Origin of the sequence: Microcoleus sp. BR0-C5 (assembly GCF_036705045.1) — a bacterium.
Classification (GTDB): domain Bacteria; phylum Cyanobacteriota; class Cyanobacteriia; order Cyanobacteriales; family Microcoleaceae; genus Microcoleus.
Map to the genome: position 1 here is coordinate 79159 of NZ_JAUBTR010000026.1, position 16310 is coordinate 95468.

Below are 16310 nucleotides of genomic sequence, written 5' to 3' on the forward strand. Positions count from 1 at the left end.
CAATGACCCGCAAAAAGACTCGCCGCAATTTTATATTGAGCAGTATAGCTGTTGCCAGCGGCATTGCAGGCGCTAAGGCGATCGAACAGCAGGATCGGGAAATCGCAGCCGCACCCAATAACCAGGCGGCCGCCCCAGTAAAAATGCCAGAACGACTGTTAGGCAACACCGGCGTGAAAGTGCCGATTTTCGGTTTGGGGGGAGGCGGACAAACACCGCTGTCGCAGAAGGGCAGAGAAGCAGAAGCGGCGGTACAAATTGAACGCGCGATCGAACTAGGCATTCGCTATTTTGACACGGCGGCCGAGTACGGGCCAAGCGAAGAAAACTTAGGCAAAGTTTTGCCCAAATATCGATCGCGCCTATTCCTAGCCACAAAAACCTCCGCCAGAGACAGAGATGGCGCGTGGAGAGACTTAGAACAATCGCTCAAAAGATTGAAAACCGATCGACTAGACTTGTGGCAACTCCACCACGTCTCATTCCAAGCCGAATTAGACCAAATTTTCAGTGCTAAAGGAGCAATAAAGGCGATCGAAGAAGCCAAACAGCAAAAAATAATTCGTTTTTCCGGCATCACCGGACACCACGAACCAGCCATCATTGCTGCAGGCTTGCAGCGCTATCCTTTTGACACAACATTAATCTGCCTCAACGCCGCCGAAAAACATCACCCGCGCTCGTTTGTTACCAGCGCTTTACCAGTCGCCAAAGCCAAAAATATCGGCGTCATAGCCATGAAAATACCAGCTTACGGCAAATTATTTCAGAACGGTGTTTTAGATGGAATGCACCAAGCAATGGGCTACACCCTTTCACTTCCCGGCGTGCACTGCTGCGTCATCGCCGCCGACTCAGTAAAGCAATTAGAAGAAAACTTCAAAGTCGCCCAAGCATTCAAACCCCTGAACAAAACAGAAATGGCAGCACTTGAAAAACGCACCGCCGCCGCTTGGCAAGAAAATACATTTTTCAGAGCGTGGACTTAGATCTGATGTTGGGAAATGCGGCGCGATCGCGTCGCATTTCTCCTTTATGTTAATTTTGAGCATAAATGACGAATCCTGGTAGAATGAGTTGAGTAACTAAACATAAATAAAACTCACTGCCGATCGTACCCTCGATCTGATAGTGTATCAATAGGAAAATATTCAATGAAAGTAAAAATTAGAAACTTAGGTGTTATTAAAAAAGCTGAAATTGATTTGAAGCCTTTAACAGTTTTTATTGGTGGTAATGGTGAAGGCAAAACTTGGGCTGCATACACTTTGTCAGCTATCTTTGGGCAGCAGGGATACGGACATTACTTGAAAGCTTATCTTGACGGTAACACCCAACAAGGATATCCAACCTTAGATAGCGCACTTCAGCAACTTTTTGAGGAAGGTAATGCACAAATTGACGCTGTTCAATTTGCTAATGAATATGCCGAAACTTATATTAATGAGGTGGCTCGTTTAGCTCCAAACTGGATGCGATCGTTTATGGCTACCGATAGAGCAAAATTTAATGATTTGAAAGTACATTTAAATTTAGCAGAAACAAAGGCAGAGTTTTTGAAAAAGATAAAAGCAGCTTCAGTACAGAGAAACATTTCTTTAGGGTTACTAAATGCTGTTAAAGAAACAGGAAATAATATACTATACTTTTATGCAGAAGGAGATATTTTAAAAAAGCTCCCTGAAAAAGTGATCAAGCAATTCCTGGTTAGGGAAATTTTCCAGCTTCTCCACAGAGAGTTTTATGCTTATGTATATACATTTCCTACTGAAAGAACGACTTTTATAACTTTTCCATTTAGCTCTTTTAAACGTCGAGAAGTTATAAGTGAAGAACTTTTAACAGACACAGATAAATCTGAACTTGAACAAAGAGGGACGCCTTTAGTTGAACCAGTAAAGCGTTTTTTAGAGATGATTTTAGCTAGTTATCAAAAAAAAGACAGAGAAGAGGAAATAAAGGAAAATCTGCAGCTAGGGGAATATGTCAAGTTGGCTAATTTTTTGGAAAAGGAGATTTTACAAGGAACGGTTGGTTTTGAGACATCCGAATTCCGAAAAGAACTACTTTTTCAACCTAAAGAAAACACCAAGTTAGAGATGCCGATTGTTTCCTCAATGGTAAAAGAACTAGCTCCATTAGTTCTCTGTTTGCGCTATTTAGTAGAACCCAATGAGTTGCTGATAATTGACGAACCCGAAATGAACTTACACCCAGCAGCTCAAGTGGAAATTGCTGAATTCTTAGCAATGTTAGTTAATGCTGGGCTGCACGTCTTAATTACAACCCATAGTCCGTACATTGTTGACCATCTTGCTAATCTGATGCAAGCCGCTAAGCATGAAGAGCCGGATAGCATTAAAAAAATGTTTTATTTAGAGCGAAAAGAGGCTTTTATTTCTCAAGAAAAAGTTTCAGTCTATTTGTTTGAAGATGGAACAGCCAAAAACATTATCAGTGAAGAAGGTACAATAAATTGGGAAACTTTTGGCAAAGTGTCTGATGATGTTTCTCAAATTTATGCTAGTTTACTAAAAGTAAAAGATTGAGAGATAGTTGATGGCTTCTGATACTTTTGATACTTTGCTGCCTTTTGAAATTTTGCTTTTATCCCCTTGTTTACTTCCCGGTCAAACCTCTTTTAAAGAAAAAAAAGCTTCAGTAAAAGTAGAACCCAAACCGGGTGAAACGATACTTTTTTTTAACATTGATGATCAATCAAATCCTGATTGTAAGTTGCGTGAATTTTTATGGGGAAAACAAACAGGTCAAACAATTTGCGATCTGATAGTTTTTTACGCTAAAGAGAAGGAGCGCGTCATCTGTTTTGTAGAATTAAAAGATAATATTAGTGATTTAGGTCATGCAACAGATCAAGTAATTAATACTTACACCAGTTTCAAATTACATCTAAATTCTATTTATAAACCAAAAGCGTTCATTTATGGGTCTGCTGGTTCTGTACCCCACGAACATCAGGAGTATCAAAATAAGTTATCTAAGGTGTTTAAGAAAAATAATTTTGAATATAGTCGCACAAATAATGATTTAGGCAATATTTTGCGAGGTATACCCCCTACAATAGGTGCAGGTAAGAAAAACAAAATAAAGTAGAAAAAATATCCTCTGGGCTTATACGTTAATCTGCGGTTCACATTCAAAAAAACAAGGCGACCACACCAGGTCGCATTGTTTTTTATCATAAAAGATGCAATTTGTCAACAGCAAAGAGCTACTTTTTTTTCCGTTTAGCCTTATCTAACCGCCTGCGATCGCGCCACTCAACCGCCGTCAAATAAGCAACCCCGCCAGTCACCGTCAGCAGTAGTACAAAGGCCACTAAAACGAGAAAATTAGCAATCGAAAATTCCACAACCCCTCTTCCTCTGATTTTACATTTTATACTTTCGATTTTAGATGAAAAATGTTAACAATTAACAGTTTAATTTTGACGGCTAACTGTTAACTGTTAACACTCCCTTCACACTGCGGGCAACTCTTCCAAAATGGTAAACCTCACATGATTAATTGCCAGACTCCCCACGGAAACATCCTCCTTGTTTAAAGGAAGACCGCCGCTGGTGAGACCTTGAAACCGGATTCCCTTGCCAATTTCTACGTGATACCAAGCCAAACCCATAAAAAATCGCAACGGATAAGGGCCTCTGTCTTGAATATCATCAGGATTAGATTCCATCGGCACCCAGCCAAAACCTGGAATGTAAAATTCCAGCCAAACGTGATTGAAATCCGGCTCCAGCGACACACCTTTTCTGTCACCAAAAGCCGGACACTTATAGCGGCCGATCGTGCGGCAAGCAATCCCGTTTAACCTAGCCAAAGCTAACAAAAGTCCCACGTATTCGCCGCAGGAACCGATACCACGGCGCAGCACAATATCGGGAGTGTCAATGTGAGGCCTAATTCCGTAAGAAAGTTGATCGTAAACAAAATTACGAATGCTCAACAATTGCCTGAGAATGTTAGTTTCCGAGCCAATGGCAGCCACAGCAGCAGATCGCACAATCTCCGTATCCATCGCCAAATTGTCATTATCCACCAAATACTTAGCTGCGAACTCCGGCGACAGCTTCGGAGCCTTTTCGACATCCCGAGGCGACAACTGATACTTAATCGATCGAACTTCTAACAAAGCCTTCCAGCCAAAAATTCGGCGTTCCCCAAGGTGCAGCCGATCAAACTTAAACACCGCCACCCGTTCTCCTTCCTGAATTTCCTCAGTAAAAGGCATTCCAATCGGCGTAATTTTCCTGACCTTTTGTCGGTGAGTTTGCGAAGGCAAAGCAATCCGCCACTCCAAATTTTCGATTTCTACCTCATCGAGGGGAGACAGTTCCTCCACATAAGACATTTCCATCAAAAAACCGTTTGACAGAGCGTAGCGCTCGGCTTCATTGTAGTGAAAAGACAAAGGGTGAATAAAAGTGCGATCGCGCTTCGTCAACTGAAAAGGATCTTCCGAATTCGGGTCATCCCGGATGTAAAGTTCATCCCCGGCATAAGCCACGTACAGAACCTCCTCCCCCGTTTCGGAATCCTTGTGAAAAGCCAAACCCGAAGGCGACTCAAAGGGAGTCAAAACGCTAAATTTAATCTCCCCAGTTCCCCGTTCCAAACAGTAAACAGTTTGCTCAGTCTTGTCGCAAACCCAAATTTCCTCATCCCGGACTGTGATATTTTCTACCCCAATACCGGGAGCGTAAAACCGAGTAATTTCTCTACCAGTTTTCAGGTCAAAAACCAGAATATAGCCCAATCTCTGGCAAGTCACATAAAGCGTAGATTTCCAAACAGCAATCCCGTCAGCAGGATAAGAAAGTGAAACAAAATGTTCCGGTTTGAGTTCAGTTATCGCCCCGTCCAGAATTGCGCCCCGACAGCAACAAATATCCTCATCCCGCGCAAACCAGAGAGTATCTTCCGAAATAGCCAGCCCCGTTGCGCCGGCAAACTTAGCCGTTTGATAAGGATTCAAAACAGTAGTGTTGTCACTTTCTCGATCGATCTCCAATAGCAGCCCTTCGGCGCGATCGACAGCGAACAACCTATTTCCTAAAAAAGCAATGCCGTGCAGTGCCAAGACTCCGATGGGTCTTACCATCCGCAGCCCCGAAGGCTGTTTGTCCGAGAGAACAGGTGAATCGAGATTCATGCTAAATTTCTTGCCGGTATTGTACAGAAAACCTGATTTGTAACTTGTAGCCGATCGCTTGAGGTTCACCAGCAAAATTGCCGAGTTTCCTGATATCCAGGACTGACGCATCAACGAGGTGTTTTTACGAAAAGACCCGTTGTAGCCTCTTGCTAGAGTTAAAAGACCCCGAATATTAGTCTTTGTCAAAGTTGGGTTTAACAAGATCAACCCAACCTGCTGCAGTGAATGGAAGTAAGTATAACTACTAAGCTACCACTGACAAACGCGACAGAGAATTCTATGTTGAACAGAGCGACCCAAATAATCGTATCTGCCTGAAGATATAAATTAAGTACAACAGATTACTATATCCGTCAAAACCTTGGATAGAATAAAACCGTGCGATAAAGTTCCTAGGTTCATCAGAAGGCAGGTTCGTCATGGCTTTGAAGTCTGCTCTAAATATCGGTGCTCTTTCCTTAATTCTGTCTTTAGAGGCAGTTGCCGCCGGTAGTTTTTTAATACCTGCAGAGGCTCTCAACAGCCCCGCAAACATTGTCCAGCGCGCCTCACCACCGCAGCTACCCCTCAACTGGCAAACAGTTCAACCCGCCCAAGTAAGCGGAAGCAGACCGAACAGCCAGCAATTGGGAGCCGCGTGGAATAGCTTTCAACCGCCGGAGGACGGAGTACCCGGAAGGCGGGAAGGGGGAGGAACCCGCGGCTTAGAATGCCCCACGGCCACAACTGCCTTAACTGCCTTGATTCCCCAATCAACTATGGGGCAAACCATATCAGCAAAGCCAACATTTTTCTACTACCTTCCCGTCGCCCTCGACAAAACAGTTCAGTTTGAGTTAGCAGACGAAAGGGACAAAACACTATACAAAAAAAGTTTTCGCATGGTAACTAGCCGTGCAGGTGTAGTTAGCGTCAGCCTCGGCTCCGATGAAAACTCGCCAGCCCTAGAAGTTGGCAAAAACTATCAATGGTACTTTACTATCAAATGCAACCCAAAAAATACAACAGATGATGTTCTCGTTTCCGGGTGGATCAACCGCACAGCAGTCGCCCCAACCGTGAAAACAGAGTTGGATCGATCGTCCGACCTCACCAAGCTCAGCATCTTCGCCCAACAAAATCTCTGGTACGAGTACCTGGCAACTCTAGCTCAATTGCGTCTCCAGTCTCCCAGCGATGCCAGTTTAGCGCTCAAGTGGTCAGCAGTGTTGAACTCAGTCGAACTCGGCAAAATAGCCCAAGAACCATTAGTCGCAAGTGAGTTAACACCTATCACAAGAAAATAATTCAACACCAGTTTCACGCAAAGAATGCAACGGTAGGCCCGTGTCCCAAACCCTGATAGCCATAAGTCATTGCCAAATCTAAAATCTAAAATCTAAAATCTAAAATCTAAAATGGTAGGACGGGTGCAGCAAGTACGAAAAACTCGGTTTCGAGGGCGGTATTTGGCAGCGCCACAGATGATTTTTGCCTGTTGGGGGTTGTTTGGTCGATCGTCCTAAATAAATTAAAATTTTTGTACTGATCCGCAGTTCGGACTTCTGGCTGCTTGAAAGCCGGACTGTGGAGATTTTGATTGTCAAATTTCGCCTAATACTAAATGATAAACTGGCATAGTCAAGCAGCCGACAAACTTATTTTAGAGAAATTATTAATTATGCGCCCGAATGCAAATATTGCACTATTTCGGTTGGGAATTTCACTTCTAACTGCGCTCCCGATGGCTTGCTTTTATGCCAATAAAGCTATATCCCAAACCAAGGATATTTCTCAGTTGCCCGTCGCCGCTGACAACTCAGCAGATACGGGCAATCAAGTATTAGCACTGCAAAAACTGGAAATCAAGCAGGATGAAACAGCAACAAACTTAAATCAGCTTCCCGATTCGATCGAGACAAACCCCGAACCAGAAACACAATCGAACCCCGCCGAGAACAGCCAAGCTGCCTGTTCCACAAGCAGTTTGATTGATTGTGGTACGGGCATCTTGCCCGTAGCAAAAAATCTGGTTGACAACGATCCCCAATGTCAGAACCAGCTAGATTGTAATTTTTTAGCCCAGAACCCACAGACGCCACCGGGAAACCTCCCGCCCGACTTAAACCGCGAGCGGTTACAAGATCCGCTGTTACCGTCGCCGCCGACTCAGCCAGATCCAAATCGCGATCGATTTCTGCAACCCGCCCCGCAGCCTTCCCCAGAACCTCCCCAAGTACCGCCAACAGTAGCGCCGGGGCCCTCGTCGCCAGTTCCCCCAACCCTGCCGAATACACCAATTGAGGTGCAGAAAATTCAAGTAGTTGGCAGCACAATTTTAAGCCAAGATGAAATTAATGCCTTAGTCAACCCCTTAGAAGGCCGTTCTACCACCCTAGAACAGCTCAAACAAATCGCTGACAAAATTACCGAAATTTACCTCAATCGTGGCTACATCACTTCGAGAGCAGTCTTGCCACCCCAAACTATCACCGCAGGGGTAGTCCAAATTCAAGTGATTGAAGGCAAGCTAGCCCGAATTGAGGTAGAAGGAACTAAAAGATTGCATCCAAGTTACATCCGTAGCCGGATTCGACTCGGTGCCGGAATGCCTTTAAGCACAGCTTCATTAGAAGACCAACTCCGGTTGCTGCGAGTCGATCCTTTATTTGACAATGTAGAAGCCAGTCTGCGGGCTGGGGATAATGAAGGCGAGAGCATTCTGATCGTCCGAGTCTTGGAAGCTAATCCATTTCAACCTACTTTCAGCTTTGACAATTACTCGCCTCCCAGTGTCGGTTCCGAAAGATTGGGAGTTAGTTTGCGGCACCGCAATATAACAGGAAATGGCGACGAACTTGCGGCGGCTTATTACCGCTCGCTCGGCGATTCAGATGTGTTTGATTTCAGCTATCGCGTGCCGCTAAATGCGATGAACGGCACTTTGCAATTGAGGGCGGCACCGAACCGCAACAGTATCGTACAAGCACCTTATAACAGTTTGGACATTTCGGGAAAATCGCATTTATTTGAAGTTAGTTACCGCCAACCGCTGCGGAGAACGCCGATCGAAGAATTTGCCTTGTCTGCCGGTTTTACGTATCAAACAGGCAGAACTTTTCTCACCGGCGAACCGTATCCTTTTGGCATCGGCCCGGACTCCAATGGTGTCACCACTACGAGCGCAATTAAGCTGGGACAGGACTACATTCGGCGCGACCCGCAGGGTGCTTGGGCCGTGCGATCGCAATTTACGATCGGCACTAGCTTGTTTGATGCTACTCAAAACGAAGGTTCAGATCCTGACGGACAATTTTTTAGTTGGCTGGGTCAATTGCAGCGAGTACAGCGATTGAATGACAAACATTTATTAATTTTGCAGGCAGACTTGCAGTTGTCAGCTAATAGTTTGTTGCCTTCCCAGCAATTTGTAATTGGTGGCGGGCAATCTTTGCGCGGCTACCGCCAAAATGTCCGTTCTGGCGATAACGGCTTCAGAGTTTCCATCGAAGATCGGATTACTTTGCAGCGCGATGCTTCGGGAAATCCTAAACTACAATTAGCTCCATTTTTGGATGCGGGTACGGTGTGGAACGTTGCTAACAATCCTAATACATTAACCAATCAGACATTTTTAGCAGGTTTGGGTTTGGGGGTAATCTGGGAACCGATACAGCGGGTGAATCTGCGGGTAGATTACGCTTTTCCTTTGGTGAGAATTAGCGATCGGGGCGAGAATCTGCAAGATAATGGAATTTACTTTAACATAATTTATACGCCTTAAGAAGAGAGGGGGAAAGAGAGAAATCTTCCCTCTTCCCTCTTCCTTCCACATCCGATATTAATCGCCGACTTCCCCGACAACCTCCGCAGCAGCCTGAGTTTCGAGCCAGAGTTTGAGCAGCAAGAGCTCTGCCCGATCGCCCAAAACAGTCGCAAACACGCCGTCAGCCCCCTCAGACGCCTCAGAAATCCACGTACCGCGCAGAGTCACTTCTACAAAGTCAGCATCAGCCACACAAAGCTCGATCGCATCGTTGTCGTTTCGGCGCGCCTCAGATTCCAACAGAGACAGCGCTGGCAAATTCGCGGGCAGCAAAAATGCCGCAGTGCTCGGTTCGACGCTGATGCTTTGACCAACTCGCATAGCCAGGACAACTCGCAGCGCCACTAACTGTTCGGGAGATTGAGCCAAACGCTCGAGGTTAAAGCCCGTTTCAGTATAAGTCAACTTCAGCATATTGACAGCCCTAAATTTGGAATTGAAAGTTGAAAATTGATAATTGAAAATTGGTAATCGGGAATTGGGAATTGAGAGTTAGGGGAGATTTTAGACGAGCATTACGCATCAATTTAAAATCTAAAATCTAAAATCTAAAATCTAAAATTCTTCCCATTCCCTATTCCCCAATTTGATATTCGTGCCAAAACAGTTCCGCAAAAGCAACAGTGGGGTGTATGGGGGCCTTCGGCTTAGTTCGCAGAGACATTCCAGCTTCTGTGGGAGTTCGATCGCCCTTACGAGAGTTGCACCGTTCGCAAGCAGTCACCACGTTGTCCCAAGTATGCGGGCCGCCCTTCGATCGAGGCATCACGTGATCCAGCGTCAAATGCCGATTGCTACCGCAGTATTGGCAAGAATGAGCATCGCGGCGCAGAACTTCCCGGCGATTAACCGGGGGCACTTTCCACAGGCGTTCCCTGTTACCAAAAGTCAAGCGGATTTGTTCGGGTACGTGGATGCTGGTGCTGGGCGATCGCACCAGCCAGCCGTTGCCAATGCTAAAATCAAGAGGTTCAGCCTTGCCTGTTACCAACAGTACGATCGCCCGTTTGATGTTGACACGGCTCATTGGTAGGTAATTCTGAGAAAATACCACCACAGATTGCCTCAATACATCAGTTACTACGGTCACGGCTTGCTCCTCCTCATTTGGATTTTAGATTTTAGATTGTGAATTTTAGATTGTCGATTTTGAATTTTGGTTGCTTCGTCAGCATTGGCTACATCTGATTTTTTGCCAGTTCCCCAAGCCGATCGAATTTATCAAATATCCAATCAAATGCCCCCGCTTCTCTTACTTAGAAGCGGGGGCCAGAAAAACTGCTTTCATGCAAATTTTCATCCTGTCTTGGTACAGTTGTTTAGCTGTACCTCCCGCTTCGCGTCTCTCGATCTGGCTGTGCCACTTGCAGACCGTGCCGGTCTACCTCGTTGTAATTAATTTCTGCTATTTGTCCTAATCCACTATAACCGTGTTTATTTAGGCCCTGGTCCGCCCACGAGGTCGCTGCGACAGTCGCCAAACCCGTGCTAAAGACGTGCCGTAACGACTCGGAGCAACCCGTGGGGCGATCGCACTTCAGTTGATAGGTGGAGTAGGTGGGGAGAAATTTCAAAGTCGGCAGAAAGTGGTAAGAGACCTTTAAATCTAGCTTTAAACATACTACACTGATATTACACATATGTCCACCCGTCACGGAGAAAAAATTATGCATACCCTACCTAGAACCTCAACCACCGAAATGGAAGTCACCAGCATTCGACTCGAAAGAGAGCTCAAGGAGAGACTTAAAGAGCTCGCAGGCAATCAAGGCTATCAAGCTTTGATTCGAGATTTGCTCTGGAATTACGTGCAGCAGAAGTCTGGAGAGTATCGGCAGATGTTTTCTCGATCGGATATTCGAGCCAGCATTAATGCCACAGCACAGCAGGAGGAACGCTGCGCGCTTACAGGAGAGTTGATTCGACCGGGCGGCCCGATGTTATTAGGCCTGACAATGCACGGCGAAATGGTGCCGCTGAGTATAGGGAGTATGGCTGGATAAACCAGTTTACCCTTAAATTTGTGAGAGCGATCGGCCTGGGGTGAAGGCCCCAGGCGCTGAAGATCATTCTATTTTAGATTTTAGATTTTAGATTTTAGATTTGGGAATGACTTATGAGATAAAGGTTTGGAGGTTGCCTAGAATTGCATTTTTTTTTGAACTGGTATAAGAATACTTCGGACAGTTGTTGAGTGCCAACCGTAGAATAAGGATTTCAAGGCGATTCGGCAATCGAACTACCAACTGACATTTGGCACCATTTTCAATAAGCTTTTTATGGGCGGGCTCTCCTGCCCAACCCCTACTCCCCACAAGAAATTGCACTTGTTGTGGAACAGGCATCTTGCCTGTTCTTGAGAATAATCCAAGATGTGAGCTACCAACGAAAATTCAGGGTTTCAGATTACGAACTAAAAACAGTCCGGGCTATTGGTATAAAATCCCGCAGTATTTAAACAATATCTATTTAACGAACCACGAAGGCGCGTTCGGCGAAGCCGTTCCCGTAGGTAGAGCACGAAGAAAGATGGAGAAGGAGATAGCTAATGTTAGCGGTTCGCAATTCTGGTAACGCAGATGCGGATGCTCCAAAACGCGCGGGCTAGTGCTAAACTTTCCATCGGGCGTGCCGAACAGACGATCGTACATTTGATGAAAAAAATTAACGTAATGCTGAAAAACCGCTACTTGACTGCTGCGAGTTCGATCGCCCTTCTCACAATTATTGCCGGATGCGCCGCTACTGAATCACCTCAACTTGCATCTCCCTCTCCTGTAGCTGAATCTTCCCCGCCGCCAGTTAAACCAAGTCAGCCGAAGCCCTTACCCTTAATAGTCTCTGCTACCAACCCCGAAACCCCCACAAATACCAAAATCCAGCAATATCTCAACGGGTTGGCTGCCCAAGGTTTTGCCAAAGAAAACCAAGGCGTCTGGATGCAATCTGGCAATACTTTGCTAGCCAATCATCAAGGTACAGTTCCTCTGTCAGCCGCTTCTATTACCAAAGTAGCAACATCTCTCGTAGCCCTGCAACAATTCGGGCCGGAACATCAATTTATTACCTTAATTGGTACAACGGGAAAAATTGAAAACGGCGTATTAAAAGGCGATTTAATTGTTGGCGGAAGCGAAGATCCGTTGTTTGTTTGGGAAGAGGCGATCGCCCTTGGTAACGCCTTAAATCAAAAAGGCATCAAGCGAGTCACTGGCAATTTGATAATTGTCGATAAGTTTTACATGAACTTTGAACTTGATCCCCTCAAATCTGGAGAATTGCTCAAACAAGGATTGAACAGTCAAATCTGGCCCAGCGAAGCCGCCGCCCAGTATCAAACCCTGCCTCCCAATACGCCAAAACCCCAAATAGCAATTGAGGGTACTGTACAAGTTTTGCCAGCATCTCCCAATGACGTGCAGCCTTTAGTCAAACATTATTCTTTGCCCCTGGCTGAACTGATCAAAAAAATGAATCAGTACAGCAACAATCTCATGGCAGATATGCTAGCTGATACTGTCGGCGGCGCTAAAACAGTCGCGCAAAAAGCCGCAGCAGCAACCGGAGTTCCGCCCGCAGAAATTCAACTCGTCAACGGTTCGGGATTGAGCGAAGAAAATCTCATTTCTCCACGGGCTGCTTGCGCGTTATTTCTAGCTTTAGAACGCTATCTTGAACCTTACAGCATGACAGTTGCTGATCTCTTAACTGTAGTTGGGAAAGATGAAGGAATACTGGCAGAACGGGCGCTTCCCCAATTAGCAGTAGTCAAATCTGGCACGTTGGATAATGTTAGCGCTTTGGGCGGAGCCCTGCCAACTCAAAAACAAGAAACTGTGTGGTTTGTGATTATGAATGGAGGGGCAAATGTCGAGACATTTCGCACTCAGCAAGAGGTTTTGCTGAAAAGCTTTTTGAATGAGTGGGGAAGTGTTCAAGTTTCGCCACCGGAATTAACGCCAAATCCTACTAGAAAGAGTAAGGTATCCCGCAGCGAAATTGTTCAATAAACTGTTGTGCATTTAATTTGTATATTCCGGGCGGGCTAGAAGCCCACCCCACAACAGAGTTTGTAGGGTGCGTCAATCGATTTTAGATTTTAGATTTTAGATTTTAGATTTTAGAGGCGACCCCACGGATAAATGCGGGCTTGAGGATTTTCGATTTTCGATTTGGGATTGATTCCACGGATAAATCACGTGGCGGGTACCATCAAGAAATTCCTGGTCAGCACAGAAAATTTAAATTTTGATATAAAATAATGCAAGCTGATATACGCTAGGAGTACAAACTAATTTAATGAGGTTTTTTCGCCCTAGCGACTACAATCCCGATCGCACTTTCGACTCTGCTAATATATCTGTGCAAGTCGTAAGCAACTGTCACCTCCCCAGCCGGCGAAGCGTGAATTAAACCCATATTGCCGTCAGCATTGCGGTAGACTAAACCTGTGTGGGTGACATCCAATCCTTTAACATCCGTGGCTACCGCTATAATATCCCCCGGTTTTAACTGAGAATAAACACTTTTTATCTGATTTGTGGGGATGTAATTAACAGTAGTTTTGGCTAAGTCTGCTTCTTGGCTGACAATGCACTGATAAGTTGCTTCGTCTTTGACCATTTGCGGGTAACTGCTGCGGTGCTGGCTCATGAAATTTAGTGTTTTATTCATGGGGACTCCCCCTAATTCAGCGGTAATATTTTCCACATTTTGCCGTTTTTGATTGTCGTTAATCCATTCGGAAAAATAGTGCAATCTGCTGCAATAACCGTTGATTTTACCGTTTAAATACCGCTGTTCTTCTATACGATTTACAAAATTTTGATACTCGTAATCTTGTACTGCTACGCCCCTGGCGATCGCCAAAACGGTTTCTACAAATAAAACGCAATCAAATTTATTCAAAGTTACAATCAACTTTTCTTCGCCGGATTTGTCCAGCAAACCCGCGGCGTAGGGCAATCCTTGGAAATTATCGGCGATAGCCTGGACGATTTCTCCGATCAAGCGATCGTGCAAATTTTGTTGTTTTGCATACTGTACAACCTTTTCAAAACGTGCTATGTCTTCAGGCTGTGCAACGTTTTCTCTCTCGGTATTATTGGAGTCCGATCGTCTCGCAAGCACTTTCAGCAATTCGGAATAGGAAATTTCCGCTAAATTGTTGAAGTCCCACAACATACTCGGAAAACTGGAAACAGTTTGCTTGTTTGTTATTTCCAGATTTTCGCTTTCTCCCGTCAACGAAAACGCTACATCCGCGCCCTGTCCTGCTGTTTGTCGATCGACAACATATCCCGTAGCAGATTGAGACTGAAATGCCCAAACATCAGGTATCAAAGAATTATTCACGCCGACGATCGCAAATCCCAAAACAGCCAGACTCCAAAAATTTCTCATGTTTTTTAAAGGATTTTGCTTCAACTCAGTGCTATCCTGAAAATTTTACAATTACTAGAAGTCTCAATCAGCCTAGTAGACAGATAAAATTGGCAACAGCGGACTAGATCGATACACTTGTCATTTAGATGCCGCCCTATTATAAACTGATCATGCGAGTTTGATAGCACAAAACTGTAATGCAAGTAGAACGCCGACGCCGCCCCCGCCCAATTCCCGCCCGACGCCCCATCGAGCCCCTAGGCCCAATCGGGCCACGACGCCAAAGCAGCCAGCCTCCTGTTCAATCCCGTCGTCGAGTCAGGACGAAATTTTCTCGCTTAAAATACCGTAACATCCTGTGTTTAATTGCCGGGGCGATCGCGATCGGTTGGATTGTCACAATACCGTTCAGAATTCGCCGCGCCCCAGAACCGCCAGTCATTTTGGCTCAACAGGCCGTCTCGCCTCAAGAAACACTCTCGCCTCCGACAATTGAACCATCGGAAAATTTAGCCGATCGTCAAAGCGAGCCTACCTTTAGCTACAACATAAAAACACCTCCCAATCCAGTTTACTCTCAAGAATTGCAAGGGATTGTTGATGAAGCGGTGAAGATTGCAACCACCAAAGGAATGCCCGCAGAACGGCTATCAATTACCTTATTTGATGTCAGCAATTCCAAAAGTCACACCTTTGCCGGATATCAAAATCAAACTCTCCGATTTCCCGCTAGCGTTGCCAAGTTATTTTGGATGGCAGCGTTTTACTCCGCCCTAGAAAAAGGCATCATTACGCAAAGAGAATCTGCCTTTAAAAACGACCTAGAGCAAATGATTCGCATCTCCAACAACGATGCTGCCAGCCGACTTTTAGACAAAATCACAGATACAAAATCCGGCGGACGGCTCGCAGGAGAAGAGTTGCAAACCTGGCTGAAAAAGCGCACTCAAATTAACACATTTTTCCAGTCAGCAGGCTACAATGATCTTCGTATAAGCACCAAAAATTATCCCATATACTATTTAAGACAAGAAGGACCAATCGGTCGCGACTTGCAATTGCGGGGCGATGCTTCTGTGCCGATTCGCAATCAAGTAACTACCGACCAAGCAGCCAGATTAATATATGAAATCTATACTAGGCAAGCAGTTTCCAGCGTCGCCAGCCGTAAAATGGCTTACTTGCTGACTAGAGACTTAGACCCCAAGGCATGGAAAAATGACCCTAGCAATTCGATAAAAGGATTTCTCGGCGAATCTTTACCAACTAATATTTATTTTGGTTCCAAAGTTGGCTATACTTCCAAATCCCGCAGTGAAGCGGCATTTGTTAGAACTTTAGACGATCGCGCGATTTATATCTTAGTTGTTTTCGCAGATGATCCGGCTTATGCCAAGGACGAAACAACATTTCCGGCCATTTCCCGATACGTTTTCGATCGGCTAAACGCTCGTGGGCCCAGCACTTTGCAGTGATATGGAGTAGGGCCAGTTGACTGTTGACTGTTGACTCGATTTTATAGCAACCGCCAAGACGGTTAGGACGTTGTTAATGGCTGAAACGATTGATTCTATTGCTTCTTCCTTCTTCCTTCTTCCGACTTCCATCGGACTTCTGCTATACAATTCCGGGGCACTCAGAAGTGAGATTACGCACAAACAACGGTTTCTGCGAAAAATGGGCACTGGCGACCAAAAAAACCAATTTCTTGACCACAAATCTAGGCTTTTAGGTAAAACCCGCAGCAAGAAACCCGGTTTGTTATATCCTAAGAGATGGACTAAATTCCCCAAAACTTTACTAAACTTAGTCATACTTAACTTGACTGATTAACATTGTGGGCAGTATGATTACACCAATGCCTAAAAAAGGCTTAATTATCTGGGAGAGTAAACCGAGCGTGCAAGTCAAAACTGACCAGCCTGTTACAAGGTCGAACGGGAG

At 45.2% G+C, this 16310-nt stretch carries 14 protein-coding genes; 8 read left to right on the forward strand and 6 right to left on the reverse strand.

The window, feature by feature from the left end; all coding sequences use genetic code 11:
- Nucleotides 1-2: 2 nt before the first annotated feature.
- From QUB08_RS14815 to QUB08_RS14825, 3 genes are all read left to right on the forward strand, one after another.
- Entirely contained in the window at nucleotides 3-989 is a 987-nt protein-coding gene (locus QUB08_RS14815) for an aldo/keto reductase (protein WP_333225417.1), read from the forward strand.
- Between the two features lie 165 nt (nucleotides 990-1154).
- Nucleotides 1155-2549, forward strand: a complete 1395-nt coding sequence (locus QUB08_RS14820) for an AAA family ATPase (protein WP_333225418.1) — start codon at nucleotides 1155-1157, stop codon at nucleotides 2547-2549.
- Between the two features lie 10 nt (nucleotides 2550-2559).
- Entirely contained in the window at nucleotides 2560-3114 is a 555-nt protein-coding gene (locus QUB08_RS14825) for a hypothetical protein (protein WP_333225420.1), read from the forward strand.
- A 118-nt stretch (nucleotides 3115-3232) separates the two neighbouring features.
- On the opposite strand, the gene QUB08_RS14830 is transcribed toward QUB08_RS14825, so the two are convergent.
- Both QUB08_RS14830 and QUB08_RS14835 read right to left on the reverse strand, forming a co-directional pair.
- Nucleotides 3233-3373 (reverse strand): hypothetical protein, encoded by a 141-nt coding sequence (locus tag QUB08_RS14830; RefSeq protein WP_333056396.1) that lies wholly within the window; start codon nucleotides 3371-3373, stop codon nucleotides 3233-3235.
- 108 nt (nucleotides 3374-3481) lie between these two features.
- On the reverse strand, nucleotides 3482-5173 hold the full coding sequence (locus tag QUB08_RS14835) for a transglutaminase domain-containing protein (protein ID WP_333225429.1): 1692 nt from the start codon (nucleotides 5171-5173) through the stop codon (nucleotides 3482-3484).
- Between the two features lie 422 nt (nucleotides 5174-5595).
- On the opposite strand from QUB08_RS14835, the gene QUB08_RS14840 reads away from it, so the two are divergent.
- The gene (locus QUB08_RS14840; protein ID WP_333225421.1) at nucleotides 5596-6462 is read left to right on the forward strand and encodes a DUF928 domain-containing protein; all 867 of its coding nucleotides are present in this window, start codon (nucleotides 5596-5598) and stop codon (nucleotides 6460-6462) included.
- Between the two features lie 317 nt (nucleotides 6463-6779).
- Complete coding sequence (locus QUB08_RS14845) at nucleotides 6780-8939, forward strand: ShlB/FhaC/HecB family hemolysin secretion/activation protein (protein ID WP_333225422.1); 2160 nt, start codon at nucleotides 6780-6782, stop codon at nucleotides 8937-8939.
- A 57-nt stretch (nucleotides 8940-8996) separates the two neighbouring features.
- Here the strand turns inward: QUB08_RS14845 and QUB08_RS14850 are convergent, their stop codons facing one another.
- Both QUB08_RS14850 and QUB08_RS14855 read right to left on the reverse strand, forming a co-directional pair.
- Complete coding sequence (locus QUB08_RS14850) at nucleotides 8997-9395, reverse strand: alr0857 family protein (RefSeq protein ID WP_333225423.1); 399 nt, start codon at nucleotides 9393-9395, stop codon at nucleotides 8997-8999.
- A gap of 160 nt (nucleotides 9396-9555) precedes the next feature.
- The gene (locus QUB08_RS14855) at nucleotides 9556-10071 is read right to left on the reverse strand and encodes an HNH endonuclease (protein WP_333204319.1); all 516 of its coding nucleotides are present in this window, start codon (nucleotides 10069-10071) and stop codon (nucleotides 9556-9558) included.
- Between the two features lie 577 nt (nucleotides 10072-10648).
- On the opposite strand from QUB08_RS14855, the gene QUB08_RS14860 reads away from it, so the two are divergent.
- Nucleotides 10649-10984, forward strand: coding sequence for a ribbon-helix-helix domain-containing protein (locus tag QUB08_RS14860; protein ID WP_039886507.1), 336 nt, complete (start codon nucleotides 10649-10651; stop codon nucleotides 10982-10984).
- Nucleotides 10985-11653: 669 nt separating this feature from the next.
- On the forward strand, nucleotides 11654-12991 hold the full coding sequence (locus QUB08_RS14865) for a D-alanyl-D-alanine carboxypeptidase (protein WP_333225430.1): 1338 nt from the start codon (nucleotides 11654-11656) through the stop codon (nucleotides 12989-12991).
- Nucleotides 12992-13277: 286 nt separating this feature from the next.
- Here the strand turns inward: QUB08_RS14865 and QUB08_RS14870 are convergent, their stop codons facing one another.
- Nucleotides 13278-14384 (reverse strand): N-acetylmuramoyl-L-alanine amidase-like domain-containing protein, encoded by a 1107-nt coding sequence (locus tag QUB08_RS14870; protein ID WP_333225424.1) that lies wholly within the window; start codon nucleotides 14382-14384, stop codon nucleotides 13278-13280.
- Between the two features lie 179 nt (nucleotides 14385-14563).
- Here QUB08_RS14870 and QUB08_RS14875 point away from each other — a divergent pair, with 179 nt between their 5' ends.
- Nucleotides 14564-15841, forward strand: coding sequence for a serine hydrolase (locus QUB08_RS14875; RefSeq protein WP_333225425.1), 1278 nt, complete (start codon nucleotides 14564-14566; stop codon nucleotides 15839-15841).
- Here QUB08_RS14875 and QUB08_RS14880 read toward each other — a convergent pair.
- Nucleotides 15809-16180: a hypothetical protein gene (locus QUB08_RS14880; protein ID WP_333225426.1), complete on the reverse strand. Its 372-nt coding sequence runs from the start codon at nucleotides 16178-16180 to the stop codon at nucleotides 15809-15811. The two genes, QUB08_RS14875 and QUB08_RS14880, sit on opposite strands and share 33 nt — an antisense overlap.
- Nucleotides 16181-16310: the final 130 nt, after the last annotated feature.

Bases quoted from the DNA above. Each gene is read 5' to 3' on its own strand.
- QUB08_RS14815 (WP_333225417.1), top strand. From the start codon at position 3: ATGACCCGCAAAAAGACTCGCCGCAATTTTATATTGAGCAGTATAGCT.
- QUB08_RS14820 (WP_333225418.1), top strand. From the start codon at position 1,155: ATGAAAGTAAAAATTAGAAACTTAGGTGTTATTAAAAAAGCTGAAATT.
- QUB08_RS14825 (WP_333225420.1), top strand. From the start codon at position 2,560: ATGGCTTCTGATACTTTTGATACTTTGCTGCCTTTTGAAATTTTGCTT.
- QUB08_RS14835 (WP_333225429.1), bottom strand. From the start codon at position 5,173: ATGAATCTCGATTCACCTGTTCTCTCGGACAAACAGCCTTCGGGGCTG.
- QUB08_RS14840 (WP_333225421.1), top strand. From the start codon at position 5,596: ATGGCTTTGAAGTCTGCTCTAAATATCGGTGCTCTTTCCTTAATTCTG.
- QUB08_RS14845 (WP_333225422.1), top strand. From the start codon at position 6,780: ATGATAAACTGGCATAGTCAAGCAGCCGACAAACTTATTTTAGAGAAA.
- QUB08_RS14850 (WP_333225423.1), bottom strand. From the start codon at position 9,395: ATGCTGAAGTTGACTTATACTGAAACGGGCTTTAACCTCGAGCGTTTG.
- QUB08_RS14860 (WP_039886507.1), top strand. From the start codon at position 10,649: ATGCATACCCTACCTAGAACCTCAACCACCGAAATGGAAGTCACCAGC.
- QUB08_RS14865 (WP_333225430.1), top strand. From the start codon at position 11,654: ATGCTGAAAAACCGCTACTTGACTGCTGCGAGTTCGATCGCCCTTCTC.
- QUB08_RS14870 (WP_333225424.1), bottom strand. From the start codon at position 14,384: ATGAGAAATTTTTGGAGTCTGGCTGTTTTGGGATTTGCGATCGTCGGC.
- QUB08_RS14875 (WP_333225425.1), top strand. From the start codon at position 14,564: ATGCAAGTAGAACGCCGACGCCGCCCCCGCCCAATTCCCGCCCGACGC.
- QUB08_RS14880 (WP_333225426.1), bottom strand. From the start codon at position 16,180: ATGACTAAGTTTAGTAAAGTTTTGGGGAATTTAGTCCATCTCTTAGGA.